The organism is Streptomyces sp. NPDC079141 (assembly GCF_040686775.1).
GTDB lineage: Bacteria > Actinomycetota > Actinomycetes > Streptomycetales > Streptomycetaceae > Streptomyces.
Map to the genome: position 1 here is coordinate 138,794 of NZ_JBFBLP010000018.1, position 21,637 is coordinate 160,430.

At 72.1% G+C, this 21,637-nt stretch carries 17 protein-coding genes; 12 read left to right on the plus strand and 5 right to left on the minus strand.

Going from position 1 to position 21,637, the window contains the following annotated elements; genetic code table 11:
- Nucleotides 1-188 precede the first annotated feature (188 nt).
- Entirely contained in the window at nucleotides 189-1,019 is an 831-nt protein-coding gene (locus AB0Q90_RS35180) for an oxidoreductase (RefSeq protein WP_363161862.1), read from the minus strand.
- Nucleotides 1,020-1,099: 80 nt separating this feature from the next.
- On the opposite strand from AB0Q90_RS35180, the gene AB0Q90_RS35185 reads away from it, so the two are divergent.
- On the plus strand, nucleotides 1,100-1,999 hold the full coding sequence (locus AB0Q90_RS35185; RefSeq protein WP_363161863.1) for a LysR family transcriptional regulator: 900 nt from the start codon (nucleotides 1,100-1,102) through the stop codon (nucleotides 1,997-1,999).
- Nucleotides 2,000-2,013: 14 nt separating this feature from the next.
- On the opposite strand, the gene AB0Q90_RS35190 is transcribed toward AB0Q90_RS35185, so the two are convergent.
- Together AB0Q90_RS35190 and AB0Q90_RS35195 are read right to left on the minus strand one after the other, a co-directional pair.
- Nucleotides 2,014-3,183, minus strand: coding sequence for an NAD(P)/FAD-dependent oxidoreductase (locus tag AB0Q90_RS35190; RefSeq protein ID WP_363161864.1), 1,170 nt, complete (start codon nucleotides 3,181-3,183; stop codon nucleotides 2,014-2,016).
- 188 nt (nucleotides 3,184-3,371) lie between these two features.
- Nucleotides 3,372-5,690 carry a DUF4132 domain-containing protein gene (locus tag AB0Q90_RS35195; RefSeq protein ID WP_363161865.1) on the minus strand — a complete coding sequence of 773 codons (2,319 nt, stop codon included), beginning with the start codon at nucleotides 5,688-5,690 and terminating at the stop codon, nucleotides 3,372-3,374.
- 135 nt (nucleotides 5,691-5,825) lie between these two features.
- Between AB0Q90_RS35195 and AB0Q90_RS35200 the strand changes: the two genes are divergently transcribed.
- Nucleotides 5,826-6,356, plus strand: a complete 531-nt coding sequence (locus tag AB0Q90_RS35200) for a hypothetical protein (protein ID WP_363161866.1) — start codon at nucleotides 5,826-5,828, stop codon at nucleotides 6,354-6,356.
- Here AB0Q90_RS35200 and AB0Q90_RS35205 read toward each other — a convergent pair.
- Together AB0Q90_RS35205 and AB0Q90_RS35210 are read right to left on the minus strand one after the other, a co-directional pair.
- Nucleotides 6,353-7,588 (minus strand): hypothetical protein, encoded by a 1,236-nt coding sequence (locus AB0Q90_RS35205; protein ID WP_363161867.1) that lies wholly within the window; start codon nucleotides 7,586-7,588, stop codon nucleotides 6,353-6,355. The genes AB0Q90_RS35200 and AB0Q90_RS35205 overlap by 4 nt on opposite strands.
- On the minus strand, nucleotides 7,585-8,736 hold the full coding sequence (locus AB0Q90_RS35210) for a ThiF family adenylyltransferase (protein WP_363161868.1): 1,152 nt from the start codon (nucleotides 8,734-8,736) through the stop codon (nucleotides 7,585-7,587). Before AB0Q90_RS35210 ends, AB0Q90_RS35205 begins: the two co-directional genes overlap by 4 nt.
- Before the next feature lie 76 nt (nucleotides 8,737-8,812).
- Here AB0Q90_RS35210 and AB0Q90_RS35215 point away from each other — a divergent pair, with 76 nt between their 5' ends.
- The 10 genes from AB0Q90_RS35215 (at nucleotide 8,813) to AB0Q90_RS35260 (ending at nucleotide 21,612) form a co-directional block, all read left to right on the plus strand.
- Nucleotides 8,813-8,944, plus strand: a complete 132-nt coding sequence (locus tag AB0Q90_RS35215; protein WP_363161869.1) for a hypothetical protein — start codon at nucleotides 8,813-8,815, stop codon at nucleotides 8,942-8,944.
- Nucleotides 8,945-8,958: 14 nt separating this feature from the next.
- Nucleotides 8,959-10,245 (plus strand): M14 family zinc carboxypeptidase, encoded by a 1,287-nt coding sequence (locus AB0Q90_RS35220; protein WP_363161870.1) that lies wholly within the window; start codon nucleotides 8,959-8,961, stop codon nucleotides 10,243-10,245.
- A 340-nt stretch (nucleotides 10,246-10,585) separates the two neighbouring features.
- A complete protein-coding gene (locus AB0Q90_RS35225; RefSeq protein ID WP_363161871.1) occupies nucleotides 10,586-11,569 on the plus strand; it encodes a glycosyltransferase family 2 protein in 984 nt (327 codons plus the stop codon).
- Nucleotides 11,566-12,972, plus strand: coding sequence for an NAD(P)/FAD-dependent oxidoreductase (locus tag AB0Q90_RS35230; protein ID WP_363161872.1), 1,407 nt, complete (start codon nucleotides 11,566-11,568; stop codon nucleotides 12,970-12,972). The genes AB0Q90_RS35225 and AB0Q90_RS35230 overlap by 4 nt, the downstream gene beginning before the upstream one ends.
- Nucleotides 12,965-14,383: an aspartate aminotransferase family protein gene (locus AB0Q90_RS35235; RefSeq protein ID WP_363161873.1), complete on the plus strand. Its 1,419-nt coding sequence runs from the start codon at nucleotides 12,965-12,967 to the stop codon at nucleotides 14,381-14,383. The genes AB0Q90_RS35230 and AB0Q90_RS35235 overlap by 8 nt, the downstream gene beginning before the upstream one ends.
- Entirely contained in the window at nucleotides 14,380-14,760 is a 381-nt protein-coding gene (locus AB0Q90_RS35240) for a hypothetical protein (protein ID WP_363161874.1), read from the plus strand. The genes AB0Q90_RS35235 and AB0Q90_RS35240 overlap by 4 nt, the downstream gene beginning before the upstream one ends.
- Nucleotides 14,757-16,232: a GMC family oxidoreductase gene (locus AB0Q90_RS35245; protein WP_363161875.1), complete on the plus strand. Its 1,476-nt coding sequence runs from the start codon at nucleotides 14,757-14,759 to the stop codon at nucleotides 16,230-16,232. Before AB0Q90_RS35240 ends, AB0Q90_RS35245 begins: the two co-directional genes overlap by 4 nt.
- 59 nt (nucleotides 16,233-16,291) lie before the next feature.
- Nucleotides 16,292-17,422: an MFS transporter gene (locus tag AB0Q90_RS35250; RefSeq protein ID WP_363161893.1), complete on the plus strand. Its 1,131-nt coding sequence runs from the start codon at nucleotides 16,292-16,294 to the stop codon at nucleotides 17,420-17,422.
- 45 nt (nucleotides 17,423-17,467) lie between these two features.
- The gene (locus AB0Q90_RS35255) at nucleotides 17,468-19,228 is read left to right on the plus strand and encodes a beta-galactosidase family protein (RefSeq protein ID WP_363161876.1); all 1,761 of its coding nucleotides are present in this window, start codon (nucleotides 17,468-17,470) and stop codon (nucleotides 19,226-19,228) included.
- Nucleotides 19,228-21,612 carry a beta-galactosidase gene (locus tag AB0Q90_RS35260; RefSeq protein ID WP_363161877.1) on the plus strand — a complete coding sequence of 795 codons (2,385 nt, stop codon included), beginning with the start codon at nucleotides 19,228-19,230 and terminating at the stop codon, nucleotides 21,610-21,612. Before AB0Q90_RS35255 ends, AB0Q90_RS35260 begins: the two co-directional genes overlap by 1 nt.
- Nucleotides 21,613-21,637: the final 25 nt, after the last annotated feature.

The window sequence follows — 21,637 nt, forward strand, 5'->3', positions numbered from 1 at the left end:
CGGTGGTGCGCTGGTGGGGGGTGGTGCAGGCACGACGAAGTCCACCCCAGGGTGGACGTGATCATGTCAAAACCTGGGGCGCTGCTGTGCGGACTCTGTGTGCCAGCGGAAAGATTGAGGCCTCCACAGGAATTGCACAAGGGCCCTGCACCGACACAAGGCCCTTGCGCAACAGCCGTTTTCAGCCGTCAGTCGTCGAAGTTCGTCGCCCGGGTGCGCTTCTCCCAGGCCACGACCTCCTCGCGCACCTGGTCGAGGTGGCCGAGGACGGCGGTGACGGCGTCCTCGCCCAGCGGCAGCCGCAGCGGGGCGTCCTCGGCCACCAGGGCGGCACGGATCACGGCCGCCGCCTTCGCCGGGTCGCCGGGCTGGCCGCCGTCACCGCCGGAGACGAAACCGCGGGTCCGGCTCACCTTGGGGTAGAGCCCGCTGTCGGGGCTGGCGCCGGCCCGGCCGGCCGCGAACAGGGAGGTGCGGAAGGCGCCCGGCTCGACGATCAGCACCTTGATGCCGAACTCGGCGACCTCGTCCGCGAGCGCCTCCGACATGCCCTCCAGCGCGAACTTGGTCCCGCTGTACGCCGAGAACCCCGCGAAGGACATCTGGCCGCCCATGCTGCTCATCTGCACGATCGCCCCCGAGCGCCGCTCCCGCATGTGCGGCAGCACCGCGCGCGTGAGGGCCGCGGGGCCGAAGAGATGCAGGTCGAACAGCTCGCGCAGCTCCTGCTCGGTGGTCTCCTCCCAGGCCCCCACATGGGTCCGGCCCGCGTTGTTGACCAGCACGTCGATCCGCCCGTGCCGGGCGACGACATCCTGTACGGCGGCCTCGGCGGCGGCCGTGTCGGCGACGTCCAGGCGCAGCGCCTCCACCTGGTCGGGGTGGGCGGCCACGAGGTCGTCGAGGCCCTCGGGCCGCCGCACCGCACCGACCACCACATCGCCGTCGGCGAGCGCGGCCTCCGCGAGAGCCCGGCCGAACCCGCTGCTCGCACCCGTGATCAGCCACACCTTGTTCATCACAGCTCCTCGTCGTCACCTTGTGCGAACAAGCCTGTCTCGTGGGCGAGTCGCCGGTCCAAGACCTACGGTGATAACCGATGGCTATGACGACGGACGTCCATGTACGAGACCTGCGCTACTTCGTCACAGTGGCGGAAGAACTGCACTTCACGCGCGCGGCCGAGCGGTTGTACGTCTCCCAGCCCGCGCTCAGCAAGCAGATCCGGGCACTGGAGCGGCAGCTGGACGCGGAGCTGTTCCGGCGCGGCCCGCGGGGCGTGACGCTGACGGAGGCCGGTGCGGCTCTGCTGCCGCACGCCAGACAGGTACTCGCAGCCTGGGCGAAAGGAGCGGGGGCGATCGAGGCGGCCCGCAGCACGCTGGTGGTGGGCATGAGCACGAGCCCGGGGCGCGGCGGCCTGCTGCCCGCGATCCGCTCCCGCTTCACCGCCGCCCATCCGGACGCCGCCGTGCGCCTGCGCCAGGTGAGCTGGGAGGACCCCACGGCGGGCCTGGCGGACGGCGAGGCCGACGTCGCCTTCGTCTGGCTGCCGCTCCCCGACGCCGGCCGCTATGCCTGGACGGCGGTCGCCGAGGAGCCCCGCCTGGTCGCCCTGCCCGACACCCACCCGCTCGCCGCGCGCGAGGAACTGGACTTCACGGACCTGCTGGACGAGCCGTTCCTGGCTCTGCCGCAGTCCGCGGGCCCGCTGCGCGACTTCTGGCTGGCCCTGGACGAGCGCGCCGGCCGGCCGCCCCGCATCGGCGCCGAGATCGCCGGCACGGAGGAGACCTACGAGGCCCTCGTCGCCGGCCTCGGCATCTGCCTGGTCGCCACCGGGAACGCTCCGCTGATCAGCCTGGGCGGCGTCACGACCCGCCCGGTCCGCGGCCTCGGCCCCAGCCAGTACGTCCTGGCCTGGCGCCGGGAGGACGGGCGGCGACCGCTGGTGCGGGGGTATGCGGAGGCGTGCGGGCGGGCGGCCGGACGGAGTTGAGCGTCCGGCCGGGGTCAGCGGTCGACCAGGCGGGACAGGCGGTTGGTCATCTGCCGGTTGACCGGGGGCAGGCCCGATATCGGCAGCAGGGAGTCCCGGACCAGGCCGACCACCCGGTTGCGCTCGGTGCCGATGCGGTTGATCAGCCGGGTGATGCCCACCGCCTCCCGGGCGATCGGGCGGCGCACCCGTTCGTAGGCGTCGAGCGAGTCCACACCCGAACTCAGGGTGTCCACCAGGGCGTTGCCGAGGGTGATGCCGTCCTGCATGCCCAGATTCATGCCCTGGCCGATGATCGGGCTGTTGGTGTGGGCGGCGTCGCCGGCCAGCAGGACACGGCCGCTGCGGAACCGGGTCGCGATCCGGTGGTGGACCAGGGTGCGGGAGCTGTTCAGCACCTGGATGATCGTGGGCCGGTACCGGTTCGGGCTGCGCTGCTCCAGCAGCTCCCGCGCCTGGTCGCCGGTGAGCTGGGAGCCCGGCCAGTGGTCGACGGAGATGCACACCCGGTACGCGTCGTCCGGCATGTGCCCCATCACGACGGCGCCGTGGCGGGAGAAGAACAGATGGATCTCGTTGGCCGGCGGCCCGTCCGTCAGGCGCATGTCGGCGAGGACGAACGACTGGCGGAAGGTCGTGCCGGGGAAGTCGATCCCGGCCTGCTCGCGTACGTCGCTGCGCGAACCGTCCGCGCCCACCACGTACTTGGCGCGTACGGTGCGCTCCTCGCCCTCGGGGCCGCGCAGCACCGCCGTGGCGCCCGCGGCGTCCTGGGTGAGGCCGCTGAGGGTCACCGGGCGGTGGACGTCGGCGCCCAGCTCCCTGAGCCGGGTGAGGATGATCTCCTCGGCGTGGTGCTGCGGCATCACGGTCGCGTAGGGGTAGTCCGTGGGCAGCCGGTGGAGCTGGAGTGCGGCGATCCGCCGGTTGCGGTCGCCGGAGAACAGTTTGATGCGGCGGGCGTGGTTTCCTGCGTCTGCCAGCCGCTTGCCTAATTTCACCTGGTCGAGCATCTCCAGCGAGCGGGGCAGGGTGCCGACCGCGCGGGAGTAGTTGCCGCCCTCGGTCACCCTGTCGACGAGGACGAAGGGGATGTTGGCCGAGGCGAGGACGCAGCCCAGCACCAGCCCGGTGGGGCCGGCGCCGACGACGAGGACGTCGGTGTGGTCGGGAAGATCTGTCACGGAAAGCCCGAGCATGGAGCGGTTCCCTTCACGTGTGGGACGACTTGGCGGTGCCGTCCGATGGGCGGCGGCTGCCGCCGCCGCTTCTTCCACGGGGCTTCGCGGATGTCTCTTCCGAGCATGGGCACCCCACGCGAGGCGGGCTCAAGGTGTGGTGGAAGCGCTTTCGGCCCGGCCAGGGGCACCCGTCAGGCAGCTCTCTCGATCTGTGTGCGGATGGACGGGTCGGTGATCCCGGTGTCGTCGGCGAGCAGGATCGCCTTGCTGAGGATCAGGGAGAGCCGGTCGTCCTCGAACGGCAGGAACACCGTGCTGTCGCCCTTGCGCCGGGTCGGGACGATGCACAGGTAGGCGCCGTCCGGCTCCATCAGGATGTTGGCCGAACCGAGGTGGATCCGGTACGTGCGCAGATCGCCGCGGACGATCAGGTAGCGGCCGTCGAGAGTGCATCGGTCGGCGATCCTCAGGCGGGGCAGGATGCGTTCCAGGGCGTCGCGGCGCGCCTCGGCGCTCGCGGTCAGGTCGGTGGCGAAGGCCCGTTCCCAGTAGTGCCGTTCGGGGCCGGCGTCGGTCCAGTCCGGGTCGGCGGCGATCGAGGTCACGCCGACGAAGAGGTCGATGTCGCGCATCGCCTCGCTGAACACCAGCGGCGGCACCTCGGCGAGCGGCGTCTCGCGCCAGGCGCCCCCGGTCCGGCGGGCGAAGCGCACCTGGTCGGTCGAGGCCAGTTCGTCGCCGCCGGGCTGGTCGGCCCAGGTGTGGAAGAAGTACACCTGCCACTCCCCCGCCGCCAGCGTGCGCTCGGCCGCGTCACCATCGCCGGCGTCCCAGGGGCCGAGCAGCCTGCTCGTCCAGCCCCGGGCCCGGAACAGCGCGAACATCCGCCGGTAGTGGACGAGATGCGCGGCGAAGCGGTTGGAGTGGACGCGGGTCTCCTCCTCGGCCGGGGTGAGCCGGTAGATCTCACGGAAGGCCTGCTTGAACGGCTGCCGGATGCGCCGCTCGGCGAGCAGATCCCGCCAGGCCCGCACGGCCGCGGGCTCGGCGCGCAGGGGATGCCACAGCCGTACGGCGGCGTCGTCGGGCGCGTCGGGCAGGTGCTCCTCGGCCTCGGGCAGGACGGCCCGCCACTGGCCGGGTGCCTCCTCGATCTCCCAGATCAGCCGGCGTACGGCGGTCCGGGCGAGCGGATGCCCGGCCAGCTCGGCGCGCCACCAGCCGTAGGCGTGGACGGCGTCCACGGTGAAGCCGCCCTCCAACGCGCGTGCCAGGGTGACGAGTTGGGCGTCCACCCGCTTCACCAGCTCGCGCAGCTCCTTGACCAGCGCCGGGTGGTCGCGGCGGACCGGCGCCGGGGTGCTGCGCAGCGGGCGGCCGTCCTTCTCCCAGATCAGCGCGGCCGTGTCGGTGACCGTGACGACGGCCGTGTACTCGCCCGCCTCCCTGCGCAGGACGCCGTCGTCGGCGAAGTCCAGCCTCGGCAGGCGCAGCGCCACATCGGTGCGCTCGGCCAGCGCGGCCTCGACCTTCTTGAGCATCTTGTCCAGCTGCTTGGGCACCCCGGCGTGCCGGACGGTCCGGCGTACGGTGCGTATCGCGGTGACCAGCTCGGGCGTCGGGAAGTCCTGGGCGGCGCGGACGAGTTCGTAGAGCAGGGCCTGTGACGGGAGGGTTCTGGCGGACGTGGGGGCGAGGGCGATGCCGGGCAGCAGCCGGTCGAACAGTTCCGGCAGCCACGGCTCGTCGCGCAGCAGCGCCACCCGTGCGGCCTGCCCGAGCGTGAGCACCTCCCGGTCCGTGAACGCCTTGTCGGCCACGTAGGGGATCTCGCCCGCCCGGATGGCGTCGGTGCGGTCGGCCGCGGCCTCCAGGGCGCGGCGGGCGAACGCGGCGTAGGCCGGTATGCCGGCCGCTCCGCGCCAGGCGTCCGCCGGGAGACGCTCGACGAACCGGTGGTCCCGGTCGACCCGGGCCAGCAGGGCATGTTCGGCCGGGCCGAGCCCGGCGACCACGGCGATCTCGTCGGCCACGACGGGTCCCTCGTCCCGGGAGAGCCGCTCCACGGCCGCGCGCAGCGCCTTCTCCCCCGCGTGCCGGGCAACCGCGAGCAGCGGGTACGGCTGGCGCACCGTGTCCTGCGCCAGCAGCAGTTCGACCAGGGCGCCGCCCGGGCCGGACACGTCGGGCAGCGGGCCCGTGCAGCGCTCCAGCGCGTCCAGGGCCGGCGTGAGATCGGTCCAGCCGTCCTGCGCCTTCCCGGCGAGCACCTCGAACAACCGGCGGCACGCGTCGGGCGTGTAGCGCGGCTGCCGCTCGCGCGCCGCGTTCACGATCCTGAGGCCGAGCCTCGACGTCACCGTCGCGTACGAGGAGGCGTCCATGCCGTAGGCCGTCACGTACAGGCTGCCGAGTTCCACGTCGGACAGCTGCGACAAGTCCGGTGCCGAATCCTCCAGTTCGAGGTCCGGTTCGGTCAGCGCGCGCATCAGCCGGTCGGCCAGGTCCATCGTGCGTCCCCCCTCACGTCGAGCATGGGGGGATCATGGCAGGCGGCACTGACACTCAGGTTCCGGTGGCCATGGCCCGGGCACCGACGGACGTCCGACGCCTGGGTTGTCAGTGAGCGCTGTTAGCTTCCCTCCATGACCGCATCAGACGCCGTGCTCCGCCGCATCGAGCAGAACCCGTCGCTCGCTGCCGCACTGGCCTGGCCGGGCGACTTCGACATCGAACTCCGGGACCCCGTCGAGGACGTCGTCCTCCCCTCGGGCAGGCCGCTGCACCCGATAGCCGGATGCGGCGCCGGCGGCACGTACTTCCTCTGCGGGGAGGCCGGGGACGAGGAACGGCCGGTCCTGTACGCCGACTCCGAGGGCCAGGCCACACTGATCGGCGCCGACCTCGTCGAGGCCGTCACTCTCATCGCCGTACTGCCCCTCTGGCAGGACCTGGCCACGGGCTTCACAGTCGCCGCGCTGGGCGCGGAAGTCCGGTCCGACCACCCGGACTTCGACGCCGAGCGCGATCAGCTCCTCCAGGACCTCGGGCTCGCCCCCGTATCCGAGGAGGAGGCCGCCACCCGGCTGCTGGCCGTGGCCGCGCGCACGGCCCCGGACTACGTGCCGCGCGTGCCGGACGACGACCACCTGCCGTACGAGCCGCTCTTCGCCTAGCGAAACCGTTCCGACCTGCGTGCCCGGCGCGTACGCCACCATGTGACCAGCCACAGGACGTTGACCCCGCCCAGGGTGACCAGCACCGCGGCCGCGTCGGCATTGCCCGCGAGGCCGTGCTCCGGTCCCAGGCCCCGGGCCGCGCGGACCAGCAGGGCGATGTCGACGGGGAGGGTGACGGCGGCCATGAAGGTCAGGCAGGCCAGCGTGCCGACCACGAGGACGGCGCTGTAGAGGCGGACGGCGCGGCGCTCGTGCGGGGGCAACCGGGTGCTCGGGTCACCGGACTTGGCGGTCTTGCCGGGGCGCACCGTCCGCCGGAAGAGGTACCGGGCGTAGGCGAGGCCGTCGCCGTACAGGTTCCGGCAGCCGGTGAGGTCCTGGAGGACGAAGTACAGGTCCGTGCGGGTGAACACCATGAACTGGAAGGGCACCGGCAGCAGCGCCAGCAGCAGGGCCGCGGCCAGCAGCCGGTGGGCCGTCGGCCCGGGGTCCGTCAGGGCAAGAATCAGCAGCAGGACGGACGCGACGGACAGGTTGAGGGCGATACCGGCCAGGTAGGCGGTCAGCCGGTGGCGGCGGGGCGCGAGCTCGATGCCGCTGATGTCGGTCTGCATGACGAGGAACTGCAGCCGGGTGCCCAGCGACATCTTCGCCGGCACACCCACGGCGCGGGCGGTGACCAGGTGTGCCAGCTCATGGGCCAGCAGCAGCGTCCACCCGGCCGCCGCCCCGGTGACCAGGACCAGGCTGCCGTGCGGGCTCCACAGCAGGTCGCGATAGCCGGGCAGCAGGTCGGGACGGCGGAACAGCACGACGACGGCAGCCGTCAGCAGCACTCCGACGAGCACGGGAAGGACCGGGTGCAGGGCGATACGGACATGGCGGGGGCGCAGCCACGGCAGTGACGGGCGCGGCGGCTCGGCGTCCGGGACCGGGCTGTCCCCGATCCGTGCCACGAACCCCAGAGCGGCCAGGTCCCTGACGAAGTCCGTAATCTCGAACTCCTCGCCGGTCTCCGCGCGCAGTGTCTCCGCCGTGCGGGCCACGCTCAGCCCCTCGCCCAGGAGCTCCACCGCGCGCGCCCCGGCCTCCGGCAGGGCGACGAAGGTCCGGGTCGTCATACGGCCCACGATCCACTCGTCGCGGTCCCGCCGCACCGCCAGGTCGTGCAGGAGGACGCGGGTCGACGGTTCGATCCGGGGACGGTCCTCGGCCGCGACGTCCGTCACGGCAGGTTCCCCGGCCCCGGTTCCGTTCCACAGGCGGGGCAGTCGGGGCGGCGGTCCGCGCGCTGCATGATCGGGTCGCCGGGCACCATGAGGTTGAGGCCGAACCGGCATCCCGGGTCGATCTGCGGGATGCCGCACAGCAGCATGAGGGCGGCATGGGCCAGCAGACTGCCCGACAGGCCCGCGGTGACGGCGTTGACCGGGTTCCACGGCATACGCGGGGAGGCGGCCTCCTCGTCCTGGCCGGGCGCGAGCCGCAGATCGCGGCGCTCGATCTCGGCGGCGCGCAGGCACTCCCAGCACGCGCCCCGGCCGGGCGTGAACACGCCGACGCTCACCAGGGGCCCGCGGTAACCGGCTTCGGCCCACGGCGTGCGGGTGGCCAGGCAGACCTGGTTGGCCCATCTGCGGATCACGGCGGGGCGGTCGGCGCCGAGGAGGAGCAGGTCGTACGACGCCCCGGCGGCCAGCAGCTCCTCCAGATCCGTCGGCCCCCGCACCTCCCGCCTCTCACCCGTGACCGTCGTGTCCGAATTCAGCGCCCGTAACGCCGCCACCGCCGCGTCGATCTTGGGCGTACCGAGGTCGCGCTCGCGGAAGAGGGTCTGCCGGTTGAGGTTGGACAGTTCGACGACGTCCGGTTCGACGCAGTGCAGCCGCCCCACGCCGGAGGCCACCAGGTCGCGCGCCGCGGCGCCGCCCGTACCGCCCACCCCGACCAGCAGAACCCGGGCGCGGCGCAGCCGCAGCTGCGGCTCCCAGGGGCTCTCCCGCGGCCGGAGGTCCATCCAGCGCATCAGCGTCATGCCCCTGCTGTACCGCTCGCGTTCCCGCTCGGACAGCTCCGCGGGCGGCGCGGCCCCGGCGTCCTCCACGTACCCGGCCTCGGTCAGGTCCGTCATCGCCTGGGCGATGTCCGGGGCCGGCAGTCTCAGTCCCGGGTGGCGGCGGGCCACTTCGGCGACGACGTCCGCGGCGCTGCGCGTGCCGTCCATGGCCTCGACCAGGGTCCACACCCAGCCGTCGGGGTCCTTGACCTCGGAGCCGATGCCGTAGACGACGCTGCCGATCCTTATGTGGCCGTCCACGGTCCGGTAGGCGCGGTGCTCCGGCTTGATCCGAGGCCGCCGCATCGCGTGCACCGTCATCTTCGCGCCAATCTCGTCAGCCCCAACTGCCCCGCCCACAACCGACATTGACAACAGTGACCCGATCAACGAACTCTTGCAAGAGCACAACAATCACTGCACGCCACAGTCACCATCAGGAGGACACGGCATGCCGAACAAGATCGAGATCCGTCCGCTGGACAAGAAGGAGACCACCGGCGACAGCGGTGGCAACGGCGGCGGCTGACCGGACGCACATTGATGGACCGCTACCCCACGGTCGCGGACGTCACCGAGTCGGCGCGGCGGCTGGTCTCCCGGTTTCCGGGGGCCGGCCGTCTGCGCCGGATCGGGACCTCCCGCGCGGGTCGTCCGATCCTGATGCTGTCCGTGGGACACGGGCCGCGCCACGTCCTGGTGGTCGCCCGGCCGCACTCCGACGAGCCGGTCGGCGGCGCGACCGCGATCGCGCTGGCGGAGCAGGTGGCCCGGGGCGACGGGCCGTCCGCGGCGACCGACCCCGCCCTCGTCACCTGGAACATCATCCTGTGCCTGGACCCGGACGGCGCCGCACTGAGCAAGGGCATCGAGGAGGCGACGGCCGGTCCCGACCACACACCGGCGAGGTACTTCCGCACCGCCTTCCGCCCGGTCGCGGCCGAACAGCCGGAGTGGGCGCCGATCGAGTCGCGGCAACTCCCGGAGAGCCAGGCCCTGTTCGATGTGATCGACGAACTGCGGCCGTTCCTCCAGTGCTCCCTGCACAGCGTCGACGCGGGCGGCAGCTGGGTCCAGTTGACCGGCGCACTGCCCGAACTGGCCGCCCCCTTCCAGGCGTCGGCGGACAGCCTCGGCATCCCGGTCCAGCACGGCACCTACGACGCCCTGTACTGGGAGAGCCCGAGCCCGGGGATCCATGTCCTGCCCCCACCGGACAGCACCGCCCGGCTGGCGGCCGGCTCCGAGAACATCGGCCTGTCCACCTGGTGCGCACCGATGCGCTACGGCGGCGTCACGGCGATCATCGAAGTGCCCCTGTGGGCAACGGACATGGCCGAGGACCTGTCCCCGCACCCACAGCCCGCCCAGGCGCTGCGCGACCTCTCCCGGCTGGTACGGGACGGCGGACGACAGGTGACGGCCGTCCTCGACAAGGCGCGCGGATTCCTGCCCTCACCCGAGGACTGCCCGCTCGTACGCGTCCTGGAGTGGATGGCCGACGACCTCTACGACCTGGTCGCCGACTCCTGGGAACCCCTCGCCCGCCGGCACCCCCAGCGGTTGACGACGGCCCACGTCTGCGCCCTCGACATAGTGGCCCGCCGCCAGCCACTGCGCGCGGCGGGCCTCCTCCTGCGACTGCTGACGGCGGCGGACGCCCCCGCCGCCCCGGCGCTCCACCGCGAACTCGACGCCCTCTTCCTCACCTGGTGCGAGGACTTCGAGAAGTCCCTGCGCCTGCGCTGGGTGCCGGTGGAGCACCAGGTGGCACATCAGGCGCGCACGGTGGTGGCTGCGGCCGAGGGGGCGCTGACGGCTGTGGGGTGATGTCAGGCGTTGCGGCGGAACGTTCGCCATAACGCGCTGACTGCCTGCCGGTCGGCACGGGTGGCGACCGCGCCACTGAATCGCCGGCTCGCGGGCAGCCGACCCCTCTTCCCGGACCGGCGTCATGCACAGGCCGCTGACCTGCTTTCCTCTTGCCCAACTCCCTGTACCGCTCGGCGCTTTGCGGACCTGACCGCCCCCTCCCGCACACCTGTAAGGATCTTGACGCGGCTGATTGTTACCGGTAACAATCAGCCGCGCCGAAACGCAGCAAGCGATTTCGGCGTACCGCGTACCACCAGTTCGATCCCCTACGTGTGCCTTGCGCGAAAGGTGTGCTGTGCCGCGGAACATACGAGTCTTCAACGACGGACGCCCCAAGCTCAGCGTGGTCGTCCCCTGCTACAACGAGGAGGAAGTACTCGCCCACACCCATGCCCGCCTGACCCGTGTCACCGACTCATTGGCCACGTTCGACTGCGAACTGATCTACGTCGATGACGGAAGCAGCGACGGCACCTGGGACCTGATCAACTCCCTCGCGAAGAACACACGTTGTGTGCGAGCGGTCAAACTGAGCCGCAACTTCGGCCACCAGGCGGCCTGTCTCGCCGGGCTGCGCGAGGCCGACGGGGACGCGGTCGTCGTGATCGACGCCGATCTGCAGGACCCGCCCGAGTTGATCCCCGACATGGCGGCCCTGTGGCGCGAAGGGTGGTCCGTCGTCTCCGCGCAGCGCCGCAGCCGCGACGGCGAGACCGTGTTCAAGAAGGCCACCGCCTACGGCTTCTACCGTCTGCTCAACTTCCTGTCCGACCACACCCTCGCCCTGGACACCGGCGACTTCCGGCTCCTCGACCGGGAGGTCGTGGCGCTGCTCACCGCGAGCGGGGACAAGAACCTGTATCTGCGCGGCGCGGTCAGCTGGTTCGGGTTTCCCGAGGCCCGCGTCGGCTACGACCGCGACGCACGGCACGCGGGGGAATCGAAGTACACCCTGGGCAAGATGCTCGCCCTGTCCCGTCGCGGGCTGCTGGCGGGGTCCGTGGCGCCGCTGCGTCTGTCGACCTATCTGGGCACCGCCGTCCTCGCCGGCGGGATCGCCGCCGCGGCCGTACGGCGTGATCCGCGCCTGCTGGCCCGCCCCGGAGCCTTCGGCGCCCACGCGCTGGCCCTCGGCATCGTCGGCGAGTACCTGCACGCGGTGTTCCGGCAGGTCCAGGCCCGTCCCGACTACGTCGTCGAGCAGCGGCTCGGCGCCGCCGACGACCTCTCCCCCGTCCCCTCCTCCGACCTTTCCGAAAAGGAGCGTGTCCTCCTGTGACCACGCAGGCACCCGCGTCCGCCCCTACGGCCGACCCCGTCGACGTCCTTGTCGTCGGCGCCGGCTTCACCGGCCTGTCCGCCGCACTCGAACTGGCCTCCGAAGGGCGCAGCGTGCGCATTCTTGAGCGGGAGGACCTCGTCGGCGGGCTCGCCGCGAGCTTCGACATCGGGGACGGCAAGCGGCTCGAACGCTTCTATCACCACTGGTTCTCCTCCGACACCGAGATGATCCGGCTGTGCGAGCGCCTCGGCATCTCCCATCTGCTGGAGGCCCACGAGACCCGCACCGGCGTGTACTACGCCAACTCCGTCTACCGGCTGTCCGCTCCGCTCGACGTCCTGCGCTTCGCGCCGCTCGCGCCGCTGGACCGGATCCGCCTCGGCCTGCTGGCCCTGCGTGCCCAAAAGGTCAAGCACTGGAAGGAGTTGGAGTCCCGCACGGCCGAGGAGTGGCTCGTCTCGCTCGGCGGGCGACGCGTGTACGAGGTCGTGTGGCGTCCGCTGCTCGAAGGCAAGTTCGGCAAGTACGCGGGCCAGGTCGGCGCCACCTGGATGTGGACGAAGCTGCATCTGCGCGGCGGCAGCCGCACCAAGTCCGGCAAGGAGACCCTGTACTACATCAGGGGCGGCAGCGAGGCACTGCTGGATGCGCTGCGGCGCCGTCTGGAGTCCCTGGGCGTCGACATCCGTACCGGAGTCGAGGCCGAAGCCGTGCACACCGACGGCGCCTCGGTCAGCGGGGTCCGCGCCGGCGGCGAGTTCCACCCGGCCCGGCATGTGCTGATCACCACCGCGCCGCAGGTCGCGGCCGGACTGATCGACCACGAGGACGCCGCACACCCGGCGGTGCCGGAGCTGCTGCGCCGCTGGTCGTCCGTCGACTACCTCGGCAACGTGTGCCTGGTCCTGGAGAACCGGCGCAAGCTGTCCGACACGTACTGGCTCAACGTCAACGACCCCGACTTCCCCTACGTCGGTGTCATCGAGCACACCAACCTCGACCGGCCGGAACGCTACGACGGCAAGCACGTCGTCTACCTCTCCAAGTACCTGCCGACGGACTCCGAGCTGTACCGGATGACCGACGAGGAGGTCTTCGAGTACAGCCTGCCGCACATCCAGCGGATGTTCCCGGCCTTCGACCGCGGCTGGGTGGAACGCTTCCACGTGTGGCGTGCCGAGTACGCGCAGCCGGTGATCACGCCGAACTACACGCGCACCATGCCGTCCCTGGAGTCGCGGGTGCGCGGCCTCTACCTCTCCGGCATGGCGCAGGTCTTCCCCGAGGACCGCGGCACCAACTACGCGGTGCGCGCGGGCCGCCGGGCCGGACGGCTCGTCGCCGACCGCATCGCCGCCGCCCCGTCCGCCACGACCGCGGGGAGCACCGGCGATGTCTGACCTCATGACCCTGGACCAGGCGGAAGCGCTGACCACCGAGCAGGTCCACGACCTGTACCGCAGGTACGTCAGCCGCAGCCAGGTCTCCCTCATCGGCTCCTTCGGCTTCGGCCGGGACCTGGTCGACCACGCCGAGGGGGCGTGGATCCACCTGCGCGACGGCCGCCGCGTCCTGGACTTCACCGGTGGTGTCGGCGTCCTCAGCCACGGCCACAACCATCCCCGCATCCTCGCCGCCCGCCGCCGCTTCCAGCAGCAGCGCCGCATGGAGGTGCACAAGAACTACTTCTCCCCCTACGTCGCCGCGCTCAGCCACAACCTGGCACAGCTGCTGCCCGGGGACCTCAACATCAGCTACTTCCCCAACTCCGGTGCGGAGGCGGTGGAGGGGGCCGTCAAGCTCGCCTACAAGTACCACCGCGGCCGGCGTGGCACCGTCCTGCACACGGACATCGCCTTCCACGGCAAGCTGCTCGGCGCGGGCAGCCTGACCGCGTCCCCCGAGATCCACTTCCCGTACCCGCAGATCCCGGGCACGGACACCTTCGGCTACGACGACCTGGACTCGTTCCTGCTCGCCCTGGACCGGCACACCGGTTCCGCCGGTGAGTGCGACGTGTACGCCGTCGTCCTGGAGCCGTTCAGCGCGTCCAGCCTGCGCGAGTGCTCCCCCGGATTCCTGCGCGAGGTGCGCCGGATCTGCACCGAGCGCGACATCGTGCTGATCTTCGACGAGGTGTACACGGGCTGGGGCAAGACCGGTGCGCTCTTCCACTTCATGCACCACCCGGGGCTCGTCCCGGACATCGTGACCACCTCCAAGTCCTTCGGCGGCGGCAAGGCATCCATCTCCGGCTACATCGCGCGCGAGCCGATCTTCCGGGCGGCGTACGACAACCTGGCCGATGCCACCCTGCACAGCACCACCTACTACGGCTTCGGCGAGGAGACCGCAACCGCCCTGGAGGCGGTGGCGATCGCCGTGGAGGAGGACTTCCCCGGCCGTGCCCGTGCGCTCGGGCAGCGCCTCGACGACGGGCTCGCGCGGGTGGCGGCCCGCCACCGGAAGCTGGTGCGGCAGGTCGCGGGCCGCGGAGCCCTGCACGGGGTCTTCCTCACGCCCGGCCCGCAACTCCCGGACGCCGTACGGCAGAAGCTGCCCACGGCGGCCGCGAAGGACCCGCAGGTGGTGTCCAAGCTCCTGACCGGCGCCGTGATCGCCGCCCTGTACCGGGACCACAACATCCTCACGTTCTTCGGCTCCAACCGCCTCATCGCGCTCATCGTGTCGCCACCCCTGGTGGCGCAGGACGACGAGGTCGACCTGTTCGTGAACGCCCTGGACGAGGTGCTCGACCAGGGTCCGGCCCACCTGCTGTCGGGCCTGGTCAAGGAGAAGGTGACCGCGTGAAGCTCACCGACCGCGCCCTGTACGACTCGGGGCTGCCGGAGTGCTGGGCGCACCTGTACGAGGCGCTGCGCCCCGCCGACGCGCTGCACCGGGCGGTGCGGCACACCGTCGACAGCCTGAACCGGATGCCGGCGGGCTACCGCTGGGGCACGGCCGCCGCCCTGCGGCTGTTCCCGGCGGCCTTCCGTGCCGCCACGGGCCGCCACCCGAGCGCCGCGTCCGCCGAGGACGCCCGCGCGGCGCTGGCCCGGCTGCGCACCTGGCCCGGATACGGCGAACTGCTGCGGGCCACCACGGCGCTGGCCCTGTACGGGGCCCTCGACGGCGCCCGCGTCTTGCGCCGGGCGGTGCCGCGCGCGGCGGAGGTGACGCGATGAGCCGCCTCAAACGCCCCGTCGCCGACGTCGAATGCGACGCGCTGGTCGTCGGATCCGGGGCGGGCGGCAGTGTCGCCGCGCTCGAACTGGCCCGCGCGGGACGGTCGGTGACCGTGCTGGAGGAGGGGCCGCGGGTGACCACCGCCGAGCTGGCACAGGCGAGCCCCGCCGAGTCGATGCGCCGCCTGTACCGCAACGCGGGCGCGACCGCCGTGTTCGGGACACCGAACATCGCGTACGGCGAGGCCCGGGTCGTGGGCGGCACCACCGTGGTCAACGGAGGGCTGTTCTGGGAGCCGTCGGCCACCGTCCTCGACCGCTGGGCGTCCTGGTCCGGGTACGACGGGTACCGCTCACCCACCGTGGAACGCCACTTCGCCGTGATCCAACGGGAGTTGGGCATGATCGTGCAGGAGCACGGGGACGGCAACGAGGACTCCCGGCTGCTCGCGCGGGCCGCCGAGTCCCTGGGCTGGCGCTGGCAGCACCCGCAGCGCGTGGTGCGCGACTGCGCGCACCGCAACCAGTGCGCCACGGGTTGCCCCAGCGGGGCCAAGCAGAGCATGGCCGAGTCGTATCTGCCACGGGCCGAGGCCCTGGGCGCGCACATCGTCCCCGAGACGCGCGTCGAGCGGATCGCCCACCACCGGGGGACAGTGCGCGCCGTGGAGACGGTGGACCGTGCGGGTCGCCGGGTGCGCTACCGTCCGCGCGACGTGTTCCTGGCGGCGGGCCCCATCGGCACGCCGGTGCTGCTGCGCCGCAGCAACATCCACGCTCGCACGGCCGGACGGCGCCTGGCCCTGCACCTCAACCTGCGCACCGTCGCCCGCTTCCCGCGCCCTGTCGACGCGGTGCGCGGCACCATGTTCACCGCCCAGGTTCAGGAGCACTCGAAACTCGGCATCCTCGTCATGCCCTCCAATCTGACGCCCGGCGGTCTGGGCGCCGCGCTGGCCGGCCGCGCCCCGGCCGAGGTCGACCGGCTCCTCGCGGACCGCAACCACCTGGGCATGTTCACCACGCAGGTGCGCATGCAGGGCAGCGCGGCCATCGCCGCCGTCGTACGCGGCACACCAGTGCTGCGTCACGCCATGACGCCCGCCGACCACCATGCCCTGCGTCTGGCGTTCAAGCGCACGGCCCGACTGCTCTTCGCCGCGGGCGCGGTGGAGCTCCTGCCGCCCACCAGCAGCGTCCAGGCACTACGGGGTCCGGCGGACGTGGACGCCTACTGCGACCGGGTACGCGCCGCCGACTGGGAGCTGGTGTCGGTGCACGGCATGGGCAGCGCCCCCATCGCACGGCCCGAGCGCGGCGGCGTCTGCGACGAGTCGGGCCGTCCGCACGGCTTCTCCAACCTGCGCCTGTGCGACGCCAGCGTGCTGCCGGGCGCCCCCGGCATCAGCCCGCAGGGCACGATCATGTCCTTTGCCCGCGAGATCGCGGGCCGTCATCTGGAGGCGGCGTGAGCCAGTCGGCCACTCATACCTCACGCAACCAAGTCCCGGCCGAGGCTGCCGCCTTCAGCCTGACCGCTGTGGTCGCCTCATGCGTCGGGTTCGTCCTCATCGGCGCACTGCAGGCGCTGTACGGACCCGCGATCCCGGCGCTGCGCCGCGAGTTCGGCCTGTCGCCCTCGACAGCGGGGCTCGGCCTGAGCGCACACTTCGTCGGCGGCGTGGCCGGAGTGCTGCTGTTCGACCGGCTCTACGGCCGGATCGGCAACCGGAAGATCCTCGGCAGCTCCTATCTGTTGATGGCGATCGGTGCCGTCGGATTCGCGTTCGCCCCGAACTGGCCGCTGGCCCTGGTCATGGCGCTGCTGGCGGGGCTCGGCTTCGGCGGTATCGACTACGGCCTCAACCAGTTGTTCGCCGTCGGCTTCGGGCGCCGCTCGGCGGCCATGCTGAACATCCTCAACGCGCACTTCGGCATCGGCGCCATCCTCGGCCCGGCTCTGATCGGCGCGGTCGGCGCCGAACACTATCCAGCGGTGTTCCTCGCGTTCGCCGCCGCCAATCTGCCGCTACTGCTGTTCCTGCGCGGCGTTCGCGACCGGGTGCCGACTCCCCTCTCCGACGATCAGTTGCCCGAAGGGCAGTCGGCGTTGGGGCGCAGCCTGGCGTCGGTGCTCACCATGTTCGTCGCCCTGTACGTGCTGCACGTGGGCATCGAGGCGGGAGTCGGCGGCTGGGAGCCGACCCACCTGGAGACCGTGGGCTACGGCGCCGGGGTGGCCGCGACCGCCACGTCGGTGTACTGGCTGATGATGACGGCGGGCCGGTTCCTCGTGGCCCCGCTCGCGCTGCGCTTTTCGGCGCAGGCCATCATCACCGTCTCCTGCGCGGGCATGACCGTGTGCCTGCTCCTCGCCGCCGTGCCGGACCTGGCCCCGTACGCGTACGCGGGCGTGGGCCTGTTCATCGCGCCGATCTTCCCGACCGGGCTGCCCTGGCTGAACCGGGCCGCCCCGCGCGCCCGCAGGGCCGGAGCCCTGGTCATCGCCGCCTCCATGGTGGGCGGTGTCGTGGCCGGACCGGCGCTGGGCAAGGCCATCGAGTGGTCCGGCGTCCGGGCCGTACCGCTGCTGCTGGGCGTCGTCTCGGCGCTGTGCCTGGCTGCCACGCTCTGGCTGATCCGCGCCACCCGGCCCCGCTGATCCCGTAACCCGTACCCGCACCCCCGAACCGGAGGAAGGCCCCGCATGCCCGCTCTGACGACGACGTCCGACGGCTTCCTGCTGCACGGCGAGCAGTTCCGGATCATCTCCGGCGCCCTGCACTACTTCCGCGTCCACCCCGACCAGTGGGCGGACCGGCTGCACAAGGCCCGCCTGATGGGCCTCAACGCGGTGGAGACGTACATCCCGTGGAATCTCCACCAGCCCGAGCCCGACAGCCCCGTGGTGTTCGACGGCCTCCTGGACCTGCCGCGCTTCCTGCGCCTGGCCAAGGAGGAGGGGCTGTACGTACTGCTGCGCCCCGGCCCCTACATCTGCGCGGAATGGGACGGCGGCGGGCTGCCGGGCTGGCTCACCGCCGACCCGGACATCCGGCTGCGCAGCAGCGACCCGCGCTTCACCGGCGCCGTGGACCGGTACCTGGACCGGCTGCTGCCGCCACTACTGCCGCACATGGCCGCGTCCGGCGGCCCGGTGATCGCCGTGCAGGTGGAGAACGAGTACGGGGCGTACGGCGACGACACCGCCTATCTCAAGCACCTGGAGCAGGCGCTGCGCACCCGGGGCGTCGAGGAGCTGCTGTTCACCTGCGACCAGGCCAATCCCGGGCACCTGGCCGCCGGCAGTCTGCCCGGCGTGCTCACCACCGGCACCTTCGGCGGCAAGGTGTCCGACGCGCTGGCCACCCTGAGCGCCCACCAGCCCGACGCGCCGTTGATGTGTGCCGAGTTCTGGATCGGTTGGTTCGACCACTGGGGCGGCCCGCATCATGTGCGGGACGCGGCCGAGGCCGCCGCCATGCTCGACGAACTACTGGCCGCCGGTGCCTCGGTGAACCTCTACATGTTCCACGGCGGCACCAACTTCGCCTTCACCAACGGAGCCAACCACGGCCACGCCTACGCCCCGACGGTGACGTCGTACGACTACGACGCCCCGCTGCCCGAGCACGGCGACCCAGGACCCAAGTACCAGGCCTTCCGCGAGGTCATCGCCCGGTACGCGCCCGTGCCCGACGAGCCCGTCCCGCCGCCGTCGGCCAAACTCCCGGAAACCGTCGTGGAGCTGGACCGCCGCATGCCGCTGCTGCCCCACGCCCGCGCCTTCGCGGAGTCACCACGGCACAGCGAACTGCCTCTGACAATGCACGAGTTGGGCGCGGCCCACGGATTCACGCTGTACCGCACCACGGTGCCGGCCGGCGGCGACGGGCTGCTCCACTTCGCGGGCGGCGTGGCCGACCGGGCCCAGGTGTTCCTGGACGGCGCACCCGTCGGCGTACTCGAACGCGAGCGCGACGACGAGGTCCTGCCCGTTCGCGTGCCCCGCCCCGGCGCCACCCTCGACGTCCTCGTCGAGAACATGGGCGGCGTCAACTACGGCCCAAACATCGGCTCACCCAAGGGACTGCTCGGCCCGGTCTCGTTCGACGGCGCGGCGCTGCGGAACTGGACCTGCCTCCCGCTGCCCCTCGACACGCTGCCCGACCTCTCCTCGGCAACCGGCGAGGCCACCACCGGTCCGGCCTTTCACCACGGCACCTTCCACGTGACCGACCCGGCCGACACGTTCCTCTCCCTGCCCGGCTGGACCAAGGGGCAGGCCTGGATCAACGGCTTCCATCTGGGCCGCTACTGGCGCCGAGGCCCCCAGCGCACCCTGTACGTTCCCGCTCCCGTCCTGCGTCCGGGCCGCAACGACCTCGTCCTGCTCGAACTGCACGGTTCCACCAGCCCCCGGACACACCTGACCGCCACCCCCGACCTCGGACCGGAGAAGTCCTGATGCCCACCGCTCCCCACCACCTGCGCGTCCCCGCGCCCGCCGCACCGCCGCTGACCGGCCATCTGCCGTTCGCCGACGCCACCGAAGCCACGGACCCGATCGAGGTGACCAGCCGCTACCTCACGCGAGGCGGCCGCCCTTGGTTCCCGGTCTCCGGCGAGTTCCACTACTCCCGTTACCCGGTGGAGCGTTGGGAGGAGGAGCTGCTGAAGATGAAGGCGGGCGGCGTGACGGCCGTCGCCAGTTACCTCATCTGGATCCACCACGAGGAGATCGAGGGCCGCATCCGGTTCGACGGCGACCGCGACCTGCGCCGGTTCGCCGAACTGTGCTCCCGGCACGGCCTGGACTTCATCCCCCGCGTCGGCCCCTGGTCGCACGCCGAGGTACGCAACGGCGGCCTGCCCGACTGGCTGCTCGCCCGCGACTGCACACCCCGCACCGACGACCCCGCATATCTGGAGCCCGTGCGCATCTGGTTCGCGGCGATCGCCGAGCAGCTGCGCGGCCTGGACCGGGCGCACGGCGGCCCGATCGTCGCGATCCAGATCGAGAACGAGCTGTACGACCAGCCGGGACATCTGCGCACCCTGAAGAGGATGGCGCAGGACGCGGGACTGAGCGCGCCGTTGTGGACCTCCACGGCATGGGGCGGCGTCCAGCTGCCCGGCGACGAGCTGCTGCCGCTGTACGGCGGCTACCCGGAGACGTTCTGGACCGAGGCGGACGGCGGCTGGCCCGACACCTGCCGCAAGCACTACTTCTTCACCCACCAACGCGACGACGAGGGCATCGGCGCCGATCTGCGCCCCACCACCGTGCGCGGCGCCGACCCGGACCTGTACCGGGACCGGTTTCCCTGGGCCACCTGCGAGCTGGGCGGCGGCATGGCCGTGGCCTACCACCGCCGCCCCCGCGTCGAGGCCGCCGACATCGGCGCCCTGGGCCTCACCAAGATCGGCTGCGGCTCGGTCTGGCAGGGCTACTACATGTTCCACGGCGGCACCAACCCGGCGGGCGAACTGACCACCCTCCAGGAGTCCCACGCCACCGGCTACCCCAACGACCTGCCCCGGCTCACCTATGACTTCCAGGCCCCGCTGGGCGAGTTCGGCCAGGTCCGGCCCTCGTACCATGAACTGCGCCTGCAGCACCTGATGCTGGCGGACTTCGGCGAGCGCATCGCCCCCATGGAGTCGGTCCTGCCGAAGGAACAGCCCGCCGGCCAGCACGACCGGGACACGCTGCGCTGGGCGGTGCGCGGGGACGGGACCTCCGGCTTCCTGTTCGTCACCAACCACCAGCCGCACGAACAGCTCCCCGCCCACCCGGACACGACCTTCACCGTCGAGTTCGACGACGCACCGGAGCTGAACCTGCCCAGCGTCCCGCTCACGATCCCCTCAGGCGCGTACTTCTGCTGGCCGCTGCACCTGGACGTGGCGGGCGCGCATCTGGAGTGGGCCACCGCGCAACCGGTGTGCACCGTCGACGACGACGGCCGTACGGTCCTGGTCCTGGCCGCGACGGACGGCATTGCCCCCGAACTCGCCCTGCGGGCCGACACGGTGACCTCGGTGAGCGCACCGTCCGGCGAGATCGTCACCGTGGGCGGCCGCATCCTCGTGACCGGCCTGCGCCCCGGCACCGACGCCCTCGTCGAGGTGGACACGGCCGGCGGGGAGCGGATCGGCCTGCTGGTCCTGGACGCCGCGACGGCGCGCACCGCGTACCGGGGGCGGGCCTGGGGTGCCGAACGCCTCGTACTGTGCGGCGACGGCGCCGTGGTCCTCGACCACGACGAGGTACGGGTGCACACGACGGGAACCCGGCCCTCGTTCGCCGTACTTCCCGCACCGCGACGGCAGTTGAGCGTGCAGGGCGCGGAGCTCGGGCAGACGTCGGACGGCGTGTTCACCTGGTACACCGTCGTGGCCGACACCGAACCCGGCGCCCCCGCCGCCCCGCACATCACCCTCGTACGCCACGCGGGACCGGCCCCCGCCCCCACGACCGGTGTCCTGGACCGCGCGAGCGCCCCCGCCGACGAGGCGTACGACGCCGTAGCCGCCGAGTACCGAGTCGATGTACCGGAGGCACTGCCCGCCGGGGCACTGCTGCGGCTGCGCTGGAGCGGCGACGTGGCTCGCGCCTACGCCGACGGCACCGTGATCGCCGACCAGTTCCAGGCCGACCGGCCCTGGGACATCGCCCTCGACCGGCTGCCCGTCGACCGGACCGACGGCCTCCGGCTGCGGATCCTGCCGCTCCCGGCCGGCGCCCGCGTCCACCTGCCCGAACGGTCCGCCGCCGGCGCCGGGACGGTGTCCGTCACCGACGCACAATGGGTCCTGCCCCGCACCTGGGCGATCAACGTGGCGTGATGCCGGTGCGGGGTGGGGCGGCCCC

Bases quoted from the DNA above. Each gene is read 5' to 3' on its own strand.
- AB0Q90_RS35255 (WP_363161876.1), top strand. From the start codon at position 17,468: ATGCCCGCTCTGACGACGACGTCCGACGGCTTCCTGCTGCACGGCGAG.
- AB0Q90_RS35235 (WP_363161873.1), top strand. From the start codon at position 12,965: ATGTCTGACCTCATGACCCTGGACCAGGCGGAAGCGCTGACCACCGAG.
- AB0Q90_RS35210 (WP_363161868.1), bottom strand. From the start codon at position 8,736: ATGACGGTGCACGCGATGCGGCGGCCTCGGATCAAGCCGGAGCACCGC.
- AB0Q90_RS35180 (WP_363161862.1), bottom strand. From the start codon at position 1,019: ATGAACAAGGTGTGGCTGATCACGGGTGCGAGCAGCGGGTTCGGCCGG.
- AB0Q90_RS35260 (WP_363161877.1), top strand. From the start codon at position 19,228: ATGCCCACCGCTCCCCACCACCTGCGCGTCCCCGCGCCCGCCGCACCG.
- AB0Q90_RS35195 (WP_363161865.1), bottom strand. From the start codon at position 5,690: ATGGACCTGGCCGACCGGCTGATGCGCGCGCTGACCGAACCGGACCTC.
- AB0Q90_RS35200 (WP_363161866.1), top strand. From the start codon at position 5,826: ATGACCGCATCAGACGCCGTGCTCCGCCGCATCGAGCAGAACCCGTCG.
- AB0Q90_RS35220 (WP_363161870.1), top strand. From the start codon at position 8,959: ATGGACCGCTACCCCACGGTCGCGGACGTCACCGAGTCGGCGCGGCGG.
- AB0Q90_RS35185 (WP_363161863.1), top strand. From the start codon at position 1,100: ATGGCTATGACGACGGACGTCCATGTACGAGACCTGCGCTACTTCGTC.
- AB0Q90_RS35245 (WP_363161875.1), top strand. From the start codon at position 14,757: ATGAGCCGCCTCAAACGCCCCGTCGCCGACGTCGAATGCGACGCGCTG.